The sequence below is a fragment of the Variovorax sp. IB41 genome, from assembly GCF_016405905.1.
Taxonomy (GTDB): Bacteria; Pseudomonadota; Gammaproteobacteria; order Burkholderiales; family Burkholderiaceae_C; genus Variovorax.
The window spans coordinates 25694-41319 of sequence record NZ_JAEFCB010000020.1 but is presented as its reverse complement, the minus strand read 5'-3'; the positions used below and the strand labels follow the sequence as shown (position 1 = coordinate 41319).

The 15626-nt window shown below is 67.6% G+C and carries 14 protein-coding genes; 5 read left to right on the top strand and 9 right to left on the bottom strand.

All coding sequences use genetic code 11. The features are described 5' to 3' along the window. The first annotated feature begins 154 nt into the window (after positions 1–154). Together JC881_RS26560 and JC881_RS26555 are read left to right on the top strand one after the other, a co-directional pair. Complete coding sequence (locus JC881_RS26560; protein ID WP_198788700.1) at positions 155–1063, top strand: LysR substrate-binding domain-containing protein; 909 nt, start codon at positions 155–157, stop codon at positions 1061–1063. Between the two features lie 59 nt (positions 1064–1122). Then, on the top strand, positions 1123–2022 hold the full coding sequence (locus JC881_RS26555; RefSeq protein WP_198788699.1) for a ketopantoate reductase family protein: 900 nt from the start codon (positions 1123–1125) through the stop codon (positions 2020–2022). A 110-nt stretch (positions 2023–2132) separates the two neighbouring features. Here JC881_RS26555 and gorA read toward each other — a convergent pair whose 3' ends face one another. After that, positions 2133–3491 (bottom strand): glutathione-disulfide reductase, encoded by a 1359-nt coding sequence (gene gorA / locus JC881_RS26550; RefSeq protein WP_198788698.1) that lies wholly within the window; start codon positions 3489–3491, stop codon positions 2133–2135. Between the two features lie 125 nt (positions 3492–3616). On the opposite strand from gorA, the gene JC881_RS26545 reads away from it, so the two are divergent. After that, positions 3617–5650, top strand: a complete 2034-nt coding sequence (locus tag JC881_RS26545) for a PEP/pyruvate-binding domain-containing protein (RefSeq protein WP_198788697.1) — start codon at positions 3617–3619, stop codon at positions 5648–5650. Here JC881_RS26545 and JC881_RS26540 read toward each other — a convergent pair whose 3' ends face one another. The 4 genes from JC881_RS26540 to JC881_RS26525 form a co-directional block, all read right to left on the bottom strand. After that, complete coding sequence (locus JC881_RS26540) at positions 5651–6187, bottom strand: hypothetical protein (RefSeq protein WP_198788696.1); 537 nt, start codon at positions 6185–6187, stop codon at positions 5651–5653. It lies immediately after the preceding gene. After that, the gene (locus JC881_RS26535) at positions 6184–8178 is read right to left on the bottom strand and encodes a TRAP transporter large permease subunit (protein WP_198788695.1); all 1995 of its coding nucleotides are present in this window, start codon (positions 8176–8178) and stop codon (positions 6184–6186) included. The genes JC881_RS26540 and JC881_RS26535 overlap by 4 nt, the downstream gene beginning before the upstream one ends. Beyond that, positions 8175–8804, bottom strand: a complete 630-nt coding sequence (locus JC881_RS26530; protein ID WP_198788772.1) for a TRAP transporter small permease subunit — start codon at positions 8802–8804, stop codon at positions 8175–8177. Before JC881_RS26530 ends, JC881_RS26535 begins: the two co-directional genes overlap by 4 nt. Before the next feature lie 94 nt (positions 8805–8898). Beyond that, positions 8899–10014: a TRAP transporter substrate-binding protein gene (locus tag JC881_RS26525; protein ID WP_198788694.1), complete on the bottom strand. Its 1116-nt coding sequence runs from the start codon at positions 10012–10014 to the stop codon at positions 8899–8901. A gap of 217 nt (positions 10015–10231) precedes the next feature. On the opposite strand from JC881_RS26525, the gene JC881_RS26520 reads away from it, so the two are divergent. Further along, on the top strand, positions 10232–10642 hold the full coding sequence (locus tag JC881_RS26520; RefSeq protein ID WP_198788693.1) for a rhodanese-like domain-containing protein: 411 nt from the start codon (positions 10232–10234) through the stop codon (positions 10640–10642). A 330-nt stretch (positions 10643–10972) separates the two neighbouring features. Here the strand turns inward: JC881_RS26520 and lysM are convergent, their stop codons facing one another. Further along, entirely contained in the window at positions 10973–11434 is a 462-nt protein-coding gene (lysM, locus tag JC881_RS26515) for a peptidoglycan-binding protein LysM (protein WP_198788692.1), read from the bottom strand. 136 nt (positions 11435–11570) lie between these two features. Here lysM and JC881_RS26510 point away from each other — a divergent pair, with 136 nt between their 5' ends. Beyond that, complete coding sequence (locus JC881_RS26510) at positions 11571–12347, top strand: type III pantothenate kinase (protein ID WP_198788691.1); 777 nt, start codon at positions 11571–11573, stop codon at positions 12345–12347. Positions 12348–12359: 12 nt separating this feature from the next. Here JC881_RS26510 and JC881_RS26505 read toward each other — a convergent pair whose 3' ends face one another. From JC881_RS26505 to JC881_RS26495, 3 genes are all read right to left on the bottom strand, one after another. Next, positions 12360–13703 carry a serine hydrolase domain-containing protein gene (locus JC881_RS26505; protein WP_198788690.1) on the bottom strand — a complete coding sequence of 448 codons (1344 nt, stop codon included), beginning with the start codon at positions 13701–13703 and terminating at the stop codon, positions 12360–12362. Between the two features lie 154 nt (positions 13704–13857). Next, positions 13858–14673 (bottom strand): crotonase/enoyl-CoA hydratase family protein, encoded by an 816-nt coding sequence (locus JC881_RS26500; RefSeq protein ID WP_198788689.1) that lies wholly within the window; start codon positions 14671–14673, stop codon positions 13858–13860. Between the two features lie 34 nt (positions 14674–14707). Beyond that, entirely contained in the window at positions 14708–15556 is an 849-nt protein-coding gene (locus JC881_RS26495; protein WP_198788688.1) for a 3-hydroxybutyryl-CoA dehydrogenase, read from the bottom strand. Between the last annotated feature and the right edge of the window lie 70 nt (positions 15557–15626).

The window sequence follows — 15626 nt, the reverse complement described above, 5'->3', positions numbered from 1 at the left end:
TACTTTCCGGATGCTCTACCTTTTACGCACGGCGAGTTGCCGTGTCCGAGCGAATTCTAGGAAGCACACGCGAACCTATGGGTGAAAGTTGGATGACGACACTTGAGCAATCGGAAAGTGTTTTTCACGCAGCTTTCATCAACCGGAGCCAGGCATGAAGCGCGACTGCCCCACCATCCAGGAACTGCTGGCCTTCGACGCCGTGGCGCGCCAGCAGAGCATCACCCTCGCGGCGAGCGCCCTGTGCATCACCGTGAGCGCCGTGAGCAAGCAGATCGCGGGGCTGGAGGCCTTTCTCGGCCGCGAGCTGCTGCAAAAGAACGGCCGCGGCGTGCAGCTCACGCCGCAGGGGCGGGTGTACTGGCAGAAGATCTCGGGGGGCCTGCGCGCCATCGAGACCGCAACGTTCGAGGCGCGCTCGGGCGATGCGGGCGCGGGCCTCCTCACGCTGGCGAGCGTGCCCACCTTCCTTACCAAGTGGCTCATTCCGCGCCTGCCGGCCTTCAGCCAGAAGAGCCGCCACGTGATGCTCAGTTTCAGCCGCCACCTGGAGCCGAGCGACGGCATCCCGGCCGGCGTCGATGCCGCGATCCGCTACGGCCCCGACGGCTGGCCCGGCGTGGTGTCCGAATACATCGCGGGGCGCGAGTTCGTGCTGATCGTGGCGCGCGCGCTGGTCGAGGGGCGCCACCGCATCGCGCAGCCGGCCGACATTGTGGGCCACACGCTGCTGCATCACGAAGGCGCGCCCACCGCGTGGCGCGAATGGGCCGCGCAGCACGGCGTGCCCGAGGTGCAGACCGTGGCGGGGCCGCGTTTCGCGCAGTACTCGGCGCTGATCCAGGCGGCGCTCAACGGCCTGGGCATCGGGCTCGTGCCGAAGCTTCTCGTGCAGGAAGAGCTGACCGAAGGCTCGCTCGTGAGCCCCTGCGGCACGCCGGTGCGCGTGGACCAGGGGCACTACCTCTGCTATCGCCCCGACCGGCTCGACCTGCCGGCCTTCGTGGCATTTCGCGCATGGATCATGGACGAGGGGCTGAAGTCGCGCGGCGCCGAAGCGTGAGGCTTGCGTCTTCGATAACCTCTGCCGTCGAACGAACGAACAACCAAGGAAACGAATCGATGAAAGTCGCAGTCATGGGCGCCGGCGCAGTCGGCTGCTACTACGGCGCCATGCTGGCGCGCGCGGGCCACGAGGTGGTGCTGATCGGGCGGCCTTCGCACGTGGAAGCGGTTCGCGCGAACGGCCTCCGGCTCGAGACCAAGACCTTCGATGACTACGTGCGCCTCGATGCGAGCACCGAGGCGAGCGCCGTGCAGGGCGCCGGCCTCGTGCTGTTCTGCGTGAAGTCCACCGACAGCGAATCGGCCGCCGCGCAGATCAAGCCGCACCTTGCGCCCGATGCGCTGGTGCTCACGCTGCAGAACGGCGTGGACAACGACGAGCGCGTGCGCTCGGTGCTGTCGAACGAAGTGGCGGCCGCCGTCGTCTATGTTGCCACCGAGATGGCCGGCCCCGGCCATGTGAAGCACCACGGCCGCGGCGAGCTGGTGATCGCGCCTTCGCGCGCCAGCGACGAGGTCGCGCAACACCTCGTCGCCGCCGGCGTGCCCACGCAGATCTCCGACAACGTACGCGGCGCGCTCTGGGCCAAGCTGGTGCTGAACTGCGCCTACAACGCGCTGTCGGCGGTGTCGCAGCTGCCCTACGGCGAACTCGTGAAGGGCGTGGGCGTCGCCGACGTGATCCGCGACGTGGTCGCCGAATGCCTCGCGGTGGCGAAGGCCGAAGGCGTCGTCGTTCCGGGCGACACCGATGCGGCGCTGCGCGGCATCGCGCAGTCGATGCCCTCGCAATACTCATCGACCGCGCAGGACCTCGCGCGCGGCAAGCTCAGCGAGATCGATCACCTCAACGGCCTGGTCGTGCGCCGCGGCGAAGCGCTCGGCGTGCCCGTGCCGGCCAACCGCGTGCTCTTCGTGATGGTCAAGCTGCTCGAAGGCAAGCAGCGGCCTCACTGAGTTCGTCTTTTCGTGAAACACCGCGGAACCGGCTCTGCCGGGCCGCAGGTGTTGCCCCCGGTAGGGGGTAGGAGAAGCGACACGAAGTGCGCGGAGCCTGGGGGCGAGCCCTATCCAGGCATCGGTTCGCGCATGGTGACGAACTCTTCGGCGCCCGTCGGGTGAATGCCGATGGTGCTGTCGAAGATCGCCTTCGTCGCGCCCGCGCGCATCGCCACCGCAAAGCCTTGCACGACTTCGCCCGCGTCCGCGCCCACCATGTGCAGGCCCACCACGCGGTCGCTCTTCTTGTCCACGACCAGCTTCATGAAGGTGCGTTCGCTCCGGCCCGAGAGCGTGTGGCGCAGCGACTTGAACTCGCTGGAAAACACCGCGACCTCGCCGAACTTCGCGCGCGCGTCCAGCTCGGTGTAGCCGCAGGTGCCGATGTTCGGGTGGGTGAACACGGCCGTGGGAATGAACTCGTAGTCCATGCGGCGCTTGCCCTTGCCGAACAGTTCGTCGACCACCACCATCGCCTCGGCCAGCGCCACCGGCGTGAGCTGCACGCGCGTGGAGACATCGCCCACCGCGTAGATCGACGGCACCGAGGTGCGGTAGTGCGCATCGACCGCGATCGCGCCGTTCTCGTCGAGCTTCACGCCCGCCGCCTCGAGGCCGAGGCCCTGCGTGTTGGGCACGCGGCCGGTGGCGAAGAGCACCGTGTCGGCCTCGATCTGCTGGCCGCGCGCGAGCGTGACGACCAGGCCGTTCGGACCGCGCGCGATCAACGAGGCCTCGCAGTTCAGGCGCACGTCCACGCCCGCCTTGCCCATCTCGTTCGCGAGGAACTGCCGCACGTCGTCGTCGAAGCCGGTGAGCAGGTGCGCGCGGCGGTGCAGCTGCGTCACCTTGGCGCCGAGCCCGTTGAAGATCGAGGCGAACTCGCACGCGATGTAGCCGCCGCCCACCACCAGCAGGCGCTTGGGGAATGGGTCGAGGTCGAACATCGCGTCCGACGTCACGATGTGCTCGCGACCCGGGATGTCTGGCACATAAGGCGTGCCGCCCGTGGCCACGAGCAGGTGGCGCGCGGTGTGGCGTTTGCCATCGATTTCCACCGTGTGGCCGTCGATCAATTGCGCCCATCCGGTGACGAGCGTCACGCCCGAGTTCTTCAGCAGCGAGGCATAGATGCCGTTGAGCCGGCCGATCTCTTTCGCGCGCTGCGACTTGAGATGCGCCCAGTCGAACTGCGGCTCGGCCGGCAGGGTCCAGCCGTAGCCCGCGGCCTCCTCGAACGATTCGGCATAGCCCGCGGCATAGCTGTAAAGCTTCTTGGGGATGCAGCCCACGTTGACGCAGGTGCCGCCGAGGTCGGCGGCTTCGGCCAGGCCCACGCGGGCGCCGGTTTGTGCCGCCATGCGCGCGGCGCGCACGCCGCCGCTGCCGCCGCCGATGACGAAGAGGTCGAAGTCGAATGTGGGCATGAGAAGAGGCTCCTTTCGGGCGACTGTAGCGGCCGGCCGATGGCAGTGCTGCCGGCGGGACTTGGCGCGGTTCGGCCCCGCCGGAACGCAAGCGAGAATTCGCCCTGCAACGAGAGGGACACTCCATGAAGAACAACAGCACCCAGGATCGGGCGGACAAGGCGTTGAATTGGCTATCGGCACTGGCGTTGTGCGCGGTGGCCGTCGCGCCCCTGCCGGCCGATGCGCAGCTTGCGCGCAAGCCCTCCTTCTACCAACAGCAGAACCAGCCGCAGCCCGAGGGCCCGGCCGCCCAGCGCGTGCCACGCCCCGCGGTGCCCGCATCGCTGCCGGCGCTGCGCAGCCAGGGCGACTTCGACACGCTCGCGCGCGTCTACGACCCGGGCACGCCGATGCAGCTGGCCCATGTGCTCTTCGTCATCGACCGTCGAGCGAAGCCCGTGCGCACCCACTACATCGACACGCCGCGCTACCAGCTGCACGTGCGCTTCGTGCGCGACACCGGCCTCTCGCCGCGCGCGGGCAAGCGCGAAATCGACCGCAACTACCTCGTGCCCGATCGCCGCTTCCTGTTCGGCACGCTGAGCTGGCAACAGAACATCGGCACCTTCACCTACGAATTCTGGGAAGGCGACCAGCTCACCGCGCCGCTGCTGAAGCAAGCCGATGCGCAGGTGAAGGCCAGCTTCTTCGCGCCCGTGAAGTTCAAGACCAACTCCACGCTGCACGAGCGCGTGGCCAAGGAAGCGGGCATCGATTTCGTGAGCCAGGAGGCGCTGATCCGCGAGCAGCCCTTCATGCCGATGAACCTCGGCACCGCGACCGGCCGCGTGCGCATCGTGGACGACGCCTCGGGCCTGAACGCGCTCCTGCCCGACGACATCGCCGTGCTGCGCCAGGTGCCGATCAACCTGCCGCCCGTCGCGGGCGTGCTGACCGAGCGGCCATCGACGGCGCTCTCGCACGTCAACCTGCTGGCCAAGGGCTGGGGCATTCCGAATGCCTATGTGCGCGACGCGGCCACGGTGCTGCGCGAGCACGCGGGCCAATGGGTGGCGCTCAAGGTCGCGGCCTCGGGCTACCAGTTGCGCCGCCTCACCGCGGAAGAAATCGCGGCGCTCCCGCCGCGCACCGTGCGCACCGCGGCCACGGGCGCCGTGCCCGGAAGCGACAGGGCCGTGAAGCCCGATCTGCGCGAGACCCGCCTGCTGCCGCTCGCGTCTCTGCGCGCGCGCCACAGCGCGCAGTGCGGCGCCAAGGCCGCGAACCTCGGCGCGGTGCTGGCCGCGCGCATTCCATCCACCACAGTGCCCGACGGCTTCTGCATTCCGTTCGCGCACTACGACCGCTTCATGCGGGCGAACGGCCTGGCCGATCGCATCGCGCAGATGCAGCAGCAGCCCGGCTTCGCGAGCGATCCGCAGGTGCGGCAGAAGGTGCTCGCGCAACTGCGCGACGAGATCGCGAAGTGGCCGGTCGATGCCGCCACCGCAGCGTCGTGGCGCGCCGCATGGCAGTCGCAACTCGGTGGCAATGGTGTTTTCGTGCGCAGTTCCTCCAACTCCGAAGACCTGCCCGGCTTCAGCGGCGCGGGGCTCTACACCACGGTGCCCAACGTGAAGACCGGCGATGCGCTCGAGCTCGCGGTCAAGAAGGTCTGGGCCTCGGTGTTCAACCCCGAGGCCTGGGAGGCGCGCAGCGCCGCGGGCTTCGGCGCCGAATCGGTGCTGATGGGCGTGTTCGTGCAGAGCGCCATCGATTCGACCAACGCGGGCGTGATGATCACGCGCGACCCGTTCGACGCGGGCCACCCGCACGTCACCTACATCTCGGCCAAGCGCGGCATCGGCATCCGCGTGGTCGAGGGCCAGCGCGTGGCGGAGCAGGTGATGTATTCGAGCTGGTCGAAGGCGATCCAGGTGCTGAGCCGCTCGGCCGAGGAGACGGCGCTGCAGCTGGACAAAGACGGTGGCGTGAAGGAGGTGCCGGTGGAGCAAGGGCGCAACGTGCTGACCGATGAACTGGTGGTGCGGCTCGCCACCGTGGGCGCGGCGGTGAAGCGCACGTTCAATGCCGTCGACCAGGACATCGAATGGGCGACGGTGGGCGACAGGATCGTGCTGCTGCAGGCGCGGCCGTACGTGGAGCGGCGGCGTTAGTCAGGGTTTCGTGCACGACGCGCCCGCCACCGTCACCGGCATGGTCCACGTGCGTTGCCGGAACCGGGTCGGCATGCTGAGCGGCGTTCCTTTCTGCTCGGCGGTCTGGCCGTAGAAGTCCGAACTGCAGGTGCCGCCAGCGCGCAGCAGGAACACGTAGTGCCTGCCGGACTCCGGCGTGAAATCGACGATCGGCGTGCAGCGGCGGGTGGTCCTGGCGGCGACCAGCCCGCCGACGATGCCTTGCCCGGCCAGCGGGTTCCTGTATTGCAGCGCCATCGAGACGGCCACCCGCTTGCCCGTGGCGACCTTGATCGTGCGCCGCGCTTTCGGCTCGAGGGTGTCGACGGGGCGCAGGCCCGTGCACTCCACCGGGTCGTCGAAGGCCTGGACCACCCCGGGCACCTCCGCTTCGTTGCGGAATTCGATGGTGCTGGTCGGGCCGTCCCCGGGTTCCTGGTAGCTCGTGGCGCAGCCCGCGAGGGCCAGGCCCGCGAGCAGCGCCGCGCAGGCGCCGGTGTGCGGAGCGGCCGTCATTTGTAGAGCAGCTGCGGCAGCCACAGCCCGATCTGCGGCCAGACGTACAGCATCACGATCGCCAGCACCTGGATGCCCATGAACGGCAGCATGCCCAGGAAGATCTGGTTGAGCGTGACGTGCGGCGGGCTCACGCCCTTCAGGTAGAACGCCGCCATCGCCACCGGCGGCGAGAGGAAGGCGGTCTGCAGGTTCAGCGCCACCAGCAGCCCGAAGAACAGCGGATCGACGCCGAAGTTGTCCAGCAGCGGAATGAAGATGGGCATGAAGATCACGATGATCTCGGTCCACTCCAGCGGCCAGCCCAGAAGGAAGATGATCACCTGGCTCAGCACGAGGAACTGCACCTTCGTGAGGTTCATGCTCAGTACCCATTCCTCCACCAGCGCCTGCCCGCCCAGGAGGGCGAACGCGGCCGAGAAGATGGCCGAGCCCACGAAGAGCCAGCACACCATGGCCGAGGTCTTGGCCGTGAGGAAGACCGACTCCTTGAGCACCGTGAGATTGAGCCGCCGGTAGGCCGCGGCCAGCAGCATGCCGCCCAGCGCCCCCATGGCCGCGGCCTCGGTCGGCGTGGCCAGGCCCAGCACGATGGAGCCGAGCACCGAGAGAATCAAGAGCATCAGCGGGAAGAACGACGCCAGCAGCATCTTGAAGATCTCGAGCCGCGCGAAGCTCAGGAACAGGTAGAAGAGCGCCGTGATCGCGCCGAACACCGCGAAGGTCGCGATCCACCAGGCGGGGGCGGCGCGGTACGTCGGGCCTTCGGCGGCTGCGGCAGATGCAGCAGGTGCAGCAGATGCAGCGGCCGCTGGCTGCGCGCCGAGTGGCGCGGCGAGCGTGGACGAATCCGATGCCGCGGGCGGCGGCGATGCGGCCTCGCCGCTCGGCGGCTCCGCGAGGCCGCCTTCGCTTGGCGGCTCCTGCAATCCGCCTTCCGCCGGCGGCTCCTGGAGCCCGCCCTCGGCCGGCGGTTCCGCAAGGCCGCCCGAGCTCGCGGCACGATTGCTCCCGCGTGCCGCGCCGATCTCCTCGATCTCGTAGCGCGCCTCGGCCTCCACGGTGGTCACCGCGCGGTAGCTGAAGCCGGCCAGCAGCGCGAACACGATGGCGGGCAGCGCCACGATGCTCAACTGCCGCAGCACGTGCGAGATCGGCACCTCCGCATTGCGCCGGCCCTTGAGCAGCCCGACCAGCGCGTGCGCCGTGGGGCTGGAAGCCAGCCGCTGCGACAGCGGCGGCAGCGGCACCACGCGGTCGGCCGCCGACAGCGGCGGCGCCCACTGGGGCTTGAGCTTGGCGATCAGGATCACGTACAGGATGTACAGGCCGGCGAGCATGAGGCCCGGAAAGAACGCGCCCGCGTAGAGCTGCACCACCGAAACGCCCGCGGTCGCGCCGTACACGATCAGCAGCACCGAGGGCGGGATCAGGATGCCCAGGCACCCGCCCGCCGTGATCGCGCCCGCGGCCAGCGGCACGCTGTAGCCGCCGCGCAGCATCGCGGGCAGCGCGAGCAGCCCCATCAGCGTGACCACCGCGCCCACGATGCCGGTGGCCGTGGCGAAGATCGTGCAGGTGACCAGCGTGGCCACGGCCAGTGCGCCGGGCAGCCGCGCGAGCGCCAGGTGCAGGCTCTTGAAGAGCGACTCGATCAGGTTCGCCCGCTCCACCAGGTAGCCCATGAAGACGAACAGCGGCACGGCGATCAGCACGTCGTTGGCCATCGTCTTGTAGGCCGACTGCACCATCAGGTCCAGCGTGCGATGCCAGTCGCGGTCGTAGGCCATGAAAGTGAAGAGCATGCCCATGCCCATCAGCGTGAAGGCGGTGGGAAAGCCCAGCATGATCGCCACCACCACCAGCGACAGCATCAGGAGGCCCAGGTGGCCGTTGGTGATGGTCTCGGCGCGCAGCAGCACGGTGGCCGCGCCGATCACGATCAGCGCCATGAAGGTGAGGCCGAACCAGAGTTCGCGGCGGATCTTCATCGCGCGGCCCCCCCGGCTTCGTTGGCGACGATCACGCGGTCGAGCGCGGCGATGTCGGCGTCCTTCACGTGCACCATTTCCTTGAGCTTCTGGACGTCCACTTCCTCGACGTCCTGCTCGCGCGAAGGCCAGGCGCCGTTGCGGATGCACTGCACGCAGCGGATGATCTCCACGATGCCCTGCAAGAGCAGCGTGAAGCCCGCGAGAGGAATGATGAACTTGAACGGATACAGCGGCAGCGGCTCGGCCGAGAAGGTCTGCTCGCGGATCGCGAGCGCCTCGCTCGCGTAGATCCAGCCTGCCCAGGTCAGCGCGACGATGCCCGGCAGGAAGAACACGATGTAGAGCGTGAGGTCGACCAGCGCCTGCGTGCGCGGACGAAAGAAGCCGTAGAGCACGTCGCCGCGCACGTGGCCGTTCTTGGAGAGGGTGTACGCCCCGGCGGTCATGAACATGGCGCCGTACAGCATGATCTGCGCATCGAGCACCCAGGCATGCGGGTGGTTCAGCACGTAGCGCGAGAACACCTCCCAGCTGATCAGCAGCGTGAGCAGCAGGACGCACCAGGCGAAAGTCTTGCCGATCCATGTAGAGAACCGGTCGACCGCCAACAGGAAAGATTGCATCGGAACGAACTCCTCGCCGCGCGGCGTGCGCAGCTTGCGTGCAGGCATGAAAAGAGGGCACCCCGCGGGTGCCCTTCGCGTCACAGGAAGCGCATCAGGACTTCTTGGCCTGCCGTCCGAAGTAGTGGTTGTAGGCCATCTTGAAATCGACCGAGTAGTCGTTCTGCCACTGGCCCGCGCGCTCGGCGAAGGCGCGCTGCGAGTCGAGCACCTTCTTGAACAGCGGGTTCTCGGTCGACTTCTTGGCGATGGTCTTGTCCCATGAGGCCAACTGTGCGCGCAGCACCGAGTCGGGCGTCTTGTAGAACTTGATGCCGCTCTTCTTCAACTCCTCGTAGTCCTTGGAGTTGCGGTCGATCGCCTTCCAGCTCATGTCGGCGCTCGCGGCCTGCGTGGCGTACTCGATCACCGCCTTGAGTTCGGGCGGCAGCGCGCGCAGCTTGGGGCCGTTCCACAGCACCTCGAACTGCTCGCCGCTCTGGTGGAAGCTCTGCAGCATGCAGTTCTTGGCCACGTCGGGAAAGCCCAGCACCCGGTCGCTGGAGGCGTTGTTGAACTCCGCCGCATCGATCAGGCCGCGGTCCAGCGCGGGCACGATCTCGCCGCCGGGCAGCGGGTTCACGGCCGCGCCCATGTCGGTGAACACGTCTACCGCCAGACCCACGGTGCGGAACTTCAGGCCCTTCATGTCCTCGGCCTTGGCCACCGGCTTCTTGAACCAGCCCAGGGGCTGCGTGGGCATCGGGCCGTAGAGGTAGGAGGCCACGTCCAGGTTCAGGCTCTTGTAGATCTCCTCCATCAGCGCCTTGCCGCCGCCGTAGGTGTGCCAGGCCAGCACCATGTTGGCGTCCATGCCGTAGCCCGGGCCCGAGCCCCAGAGCGCGAGCGCCGAGTTCTTGCCGTACCAGTAGGCGACCACGCCGTGGCCGCCGTCCAGCGTGCCCTTGGCCACCGCGTCCAGCAACTGGAAGGCGGGCACCACCGAGCCGGCCGGCAGCACTTCGATCTTCAGGCGGCTGCCGGCCATGTCGTTGATCTTCTTGGCGTAGTCCTGCGCGTATTCGTGGAAGATGTCCTTCGCCGGCCAGGTGCTCTGAAAGCGCAGCGACGTGGTCTGCGCCATGCTGACCATCGGCGCCGACATGGCGCCTGCAGCAACGGCGGCACCTTTCAGAAGGTTGCGGCGGCGGGGTGATTTGCTCTCTGTCATGTTGTCTCTCTCCATACAAGTTCTGACTGAAAAACCCTGCCCGCCTCTTGGAGTTATGTTTGACAGGCCCAAGCCCGATCTTTGGCGCGCGCGAAAACGCGACAAACAGGGTTTTCACGAACTGGTGAAAAATTCCACCATCCGGCGAGGGCGCCGGGCCAGGTAAAGACGGCCGCCGCCCCTGAAGTAACCCTAATGATTGGAAGGATGCAAAGAGATGACCGAACCCGTTGGTGAAAAGGGCTACGCCGGCGACGTGACGCCCGAGCAGGCCGCGCAGTGGCTCACGAGCGGCGAGGCCGTGCTGGTCGATGTGCGCACCGATGCCGAGCGCGAGTGGGTCGGCTATGTGCCGGGCGCCGTGCCGCTGGCGTGGAAGCAGTGGCCGGGCATGGCGCTGAACCCGGCGTTCGACGATGGGGTGCGCGCTGCGGCTGATGGCGGCAAGAAGCTGGTGCTGTTGTGCCGAAGCGGTGTGCGCTCGATTGCGGCTGCGAAGCGCGCTACGGAATTGGGGCTGGAGGCCTACAACATCCTCGAGGGATTCGAAGGGAATCCGGACGAGAGCGGTCATCGCGGACAGATCGGCGGCTGGCGCAAGCGCGGGCTGCCCTGGAAGCAGAGCTAGCTAGCGTTTTTCGGGGCGGTACTCCCGCCGACGGTGGGCTCTGTTTCGCGAATGTCCCCCGGCTTCGCCTCCTCCTTGATTTCGCGAAACAGAGCCCACCATCGGCGCGAGCGCTTCAGAGCAGTCGTTGATCGCCGATCACCAGCAGCGTGCCCAAGTGCGCAGGGCATCGGGTGCTCCCCGCAGCGAAATCAAGGAGGAGGGCGAAGCCCGGGGGACATTCGCGGAGGGGAGTACCCGGTGGCCTGTGCACCCGCCCTGAACAACGCCTCAAAAACAAAAAGGCCCACCGTTTCCAGTGGGCCTTTTAAATGCAGAGCCTGAAGAAGATCAAAGCGCCGGAATGCGCAGCTTCTGCCCCGGATAGATCTTGTCCGGATGCGACAGCATCGGCTTGTTGGCTTCGAAGATCGCGTTGTACTTGTTGGCATCGCCGTAGTACTTCTTGGAGATGGCCGAGAGCGTGTCGCCCTTGACCACGTCGTGGTACTGCGCGGGCGGCGCGGCGGGTGCGACCAGATTGTTGTCCACGCTCGTGACGTTGGCCACGTTGCCCGCGGCGAGCGCGGCTTTCTCGCTGGCTTCCTGCGAGGGCGCCTGGCCCGCCAGGGTCACCACGCCGCTGCTGGCGGTGTAGGTCACTTCGAGTGCGGTGAGGCCGAGGTTCTGCGTCTCGATGTAGGTCTTGATGGCGGCTGCGGCCGCCGTGTTCGCATCGGGCGAGGCCGCCTGGGCCGACGAGCCGCCGAACAGTTTTTCACCGGCTTCCTTGATGAAACTGAGCAATCCCATGGTGTTCTCCTTGTGCCGTGGTGGTGGATGAATTTGCGAATGTAGCGGCGGAACGCCGTGCACGGTCGTAGGCCCATGCCGCGTGTGTCGGCGACGTGCCAGCAGGAATAACAACAAAGTCGCAATAATCCCGCGCATGGCATCCCCCTTCCTCGCAATCGACATCGGCAACACCCGCCTGAAATGGGCGCTCTACGACGGGGCGCATCCGGGCGCCGCGTTGCAGGCCTCGGGCGCGGAGTTCCTGGACCACATCGAACGCCTCGCCGACGGCCCCTGGGCCGACCTGCCCGCGCCGGGCGCCATGCTCGGCTGCGTGGTGGCCGGCGACACCCTGCGGCGCCGCGCCGAAGAGCAGATCGTCGAGCGCTTCGACTGCGCGCCGCGCTGGGTGGTCTCCAGCGCCGGCGAGGCCGGCATCGTCAACGGCTACGACCACCCCACGCGCCTGGGCGCCGACCGCTTCGTGGCGATGATCGGCGCGCGCCACCGCATGCTCGCGCAAGGACCGGCGCGGCCGATGGTGGTGGTGCTGATCGGCACGGCCGTCACCGTGGAGGCGATCGATGCCGACGGCAGGTTCCTCGGAGGGCTGATCCTGCCGGGCCACGGCATCATGCTGCGCGCGCTGGAGTCGGGCACCGCGGGCCTGCATGTGCCCACCGGCGAGGTGCGCGAATTTCCCACCAACACCAGCGATGCGCTCACCAGCGGCGGCACCTACGCCATCGCGGGCGCGGTCGAGCGCATGGTGCAGCACGTGCGCTCGCACTGCGGCGAGGAGCCGGCCTGCTTCATGACGGGCGGCGCGGGCTGGAAGATGGCGCCCGTGATGAACGGGCACTTCGAGCTCGTGGAGAGCCTCATCATGGACGGCCTCCTGGTCATCGCGCGCGAACGGGCTTCTGCCTGAACTGACGGCGGATCAGGGGCGCGCGATCAGCGCCTCGGCCACCGCCTGGAACGCCGGCAACGTGAGCGGATCGTTCCCTCCGTTCGCCGCCACCGGATGCGCGGCGTAGCGCACGATCACCATCTCCGCCTTCGGATCGACATAGATGCTCTGGCCGTGGATGCCGCGCGCCATGTACGCGCCATGCGGGTTGTTCGACACCCACCACATGTCGCGGTACGACCAGCCCGGCAGCAGCGCATAGCCGGCCTTGGCGAACTTGGCGGGGTCGCCGCCGCGCTGGATGTCTTCCACCACGGCCTTCGCGATGGCCTGTTGCCCATTGGGCGCGCGCCCGCCGTTGCGCATCGTTTCGCCGAAGCGCGCGAGGTCGCGCAGCACGGTGTTCAATCCGCCGCCGCCCGATTCGGTGCCGATGCGGTCGACCATGAAGTACGCGTCCTGCTCGGCGCCGATGCGGCGCCAGATCTTCTCGCTCAGGAGGTCGGCCAGCGACTGGTTGCTCGCGCGACGCAGGATCCACGCGAGCACCTCGGCGTTCACCGTCTTGTAGGCGAAGGCGGTGTCGTGCGCGCCTTCTTTCTTGAGCGTCACGAGGAATTCGTAGAACGACTTGGGGCCCGTGTAGTTCGGGCCCTGCGTCAGCATGCCGCCGGCGCGCGCGTAGTCCCAGATTTCGGCCTTCGGATCGGCGTAGTTTTCCGAGTAGTGCACGCCGATGGTCATGTCCATCACCTGGCGCACGGTGGCGTCGCCGTACGCCGTGTCCTTGAGCTCGGGCAGGTACTTGGTGACCGGCGCCGACGGGTCGAGCTTGCCCTCGTCCGCGAGGATCGCCGCGAGCGTGCCGACGAAGGACTTGGTCACCGACATCGCGATGTGCGGCCGCTCGGGCGTGAGCGCGCCGAAGTACTTTTCGTAGACCACGCGGCCGCGATGCATCACGAGGATGCCGTCGGTGTAGGTGCGCGGAATCATCTGCGCGAAGGTCACCGTCTCTTCGCTGCCGAGCGGCTTGAACGTGACGGCTTCGATGTCGTTGCGCGGCGCGGCGGGCAGTGGGCTCGCAGCACCGCTGCCGCGCCACACGTTGGCCGTGGGCACCGTCTCGCGCACGTGCGAGAAGCTCCAGCGCGTGCGCGGAAACACGCCGCCCACCGGATTGTCGAAGGTGATCTGCTTGTCGGGCGGGGGCGGAAAGCCCTTCATCCAGCCGAGCGCGTCGACCGAGCTGGCCGCGGGGTCGGGCAGCGCGGCGGGCGCGGGCGTCTGTGCAATGGAGGTGTTCACGGCGAGCAGGGTGAAGGCGGCGGCGACCGCCGTGCGTTGAAAGACAACAAAACGAAAGAATGGCATGCAATGGGCTCCGGTGAAAAAACGGGATTCATGCAACTGGCGAGATTCAGTCGGGAGGCACCGCAGAACCGGCTTTGCCGGGCTGCAGGTGTCGCCCCCGGTAGGGGGAAGGAGAAGCGACACGAAGTGCGCGAAGCCTGGGGGCTAGCTTTGCCTATCGACCGCTGAAACGCGCGGGACGCCGCTCGACGAAGGAGCGCACGCCTTCGGCCGCGTCCTCGCTGTTGGAGAGGCGCTTCTGCGTCTCGATGAATTCCGCGACGGCCGCGAGCGGCCCGTGTTCGATGGCCTTGATCACGTTGAGCCGGGTGGCCACCACCGCGAGCGGCGCCTGCGCCGCGATGCGCTGCGCAATGGCCAGCGCCGCATCGAGCTCCTGCCCGGCCGGCACCACCTTCTGCACGAAGTGGAGGCGATAGGCCTCGGCGCTGTCGAACTCGTCGGCCGTGAGCAGGTGCAGCATCGCATTGCCCACGCCCGCGCGCTCGGCCATGCGCAGCGTGGCGCCGCCCGTGGCCATGATGCCGCGCTGCACTTCCATCTGCGAGAAGCGGCAGTTGTCGGCCGCCACCACGATGTCCGCGCCCAGCATCAGCTCGATGCCGACCGTGAAGCAGATGCCCTTGACGGCCACCACCATCGGCTTGGTGCGGCGGCGGTAGTCGGGCAGGCCGAAGTCGTGCGGCTCCACCAAGCCGGCGGGAATCGCCTTCTCGCCGCGCTTCATGTACTCGGTAACCGCGGGCAGATCGAGGCCGGCGGTGAAGTGGTCGCCGAAGGCGTGCAGCACGCCCACGCGCAGGTCCGGGTCGTCGTCAAGGCGCGTGTACGCCTCGGCCAACTGCTTGAACATCGGCGGCGTCCAGCCGTTGCGCTTGGCCGGGCGATTGATGCCGATCAAGAGTACGTGGCCGAGCACCTGGGTGTCGATGCAGCCTTCTGCGGGCGGGGTGGTGGGCGTGGCGGTCATGGCGTTTGTCTCCTTGTTTTTATGGAACGCCGGATCAGTACGTGTACACGCCGCGGCCCGTCTTGCGGCCCAGCTGGCCGGCCGCGACCATTTCCTTCAACAGCGGGCAGGGGCGGTACTTGGAGTCGCCGAACTGATCGAGGTACACCTCCATCACGGCCAGGCACACATCCAGGCCAATCATGTCGGCCAGAGCCAGCGGGCCGATGGGCTGGTTGCAGCCCAGCTTCATGCCGGCATCGATGTCCTCGGCCGTCGCGATGCCTTCGGACAGCACGAAGAAAGCCTCGTTGATCATCGGCACCAGGATGCGGTTGACCACGAAGCCCGGCGCGTTCTTCACCGTGATCGGCGACTTGCCCAGCTTCTCGGCCAGCGCCTTCACGGCGTCGTGCGTGGCATCGCTCGTGAGGTAGCCGCGGATCAACTCCACCAGCGCCATCATCGGCACCGGGTTGAAGAAGTGCATGCCGATGAAGCGGTCGGCGCGCGAGGTGGCAGCCGCCAGTTGCGTGATCGAGATCGACGAGGTGTTCGACGCGACGATCACCTCCGGCGCGAGCAGCTCGTCGACTTGCTTGAGGATCTTGAGCTTGAGCGCGTGGTTCTCGGTGGCCGCCTCGATGACGAGTTGCGCACCCTTCAGGTCATCGTAGTTGGTCGAGCCCTTGATCAGCGCGAGCGCGGCGCTCTTCTGCTCTGCAGTGAGCTTTTCCTTCTTGATGAGCCGGTCGAGGCTGCCCGAGATGGTGGCGATGCCCTTGTCGACGGCGGCCTGCGCCACATCGATCATCACCACGTTGACGCCGGACACCGCGCAGGCCTGCGCAATGCCATTGCCCATCGTTCCGGCGCCGATGATGCCGACGGTCTGGATCGTCATGAGAAAACTCCTTGGAAGTACTAAAAACGGGAAGGGGGAGCGGGTGGGGCGCGAGGGCCGCCACCGCGGC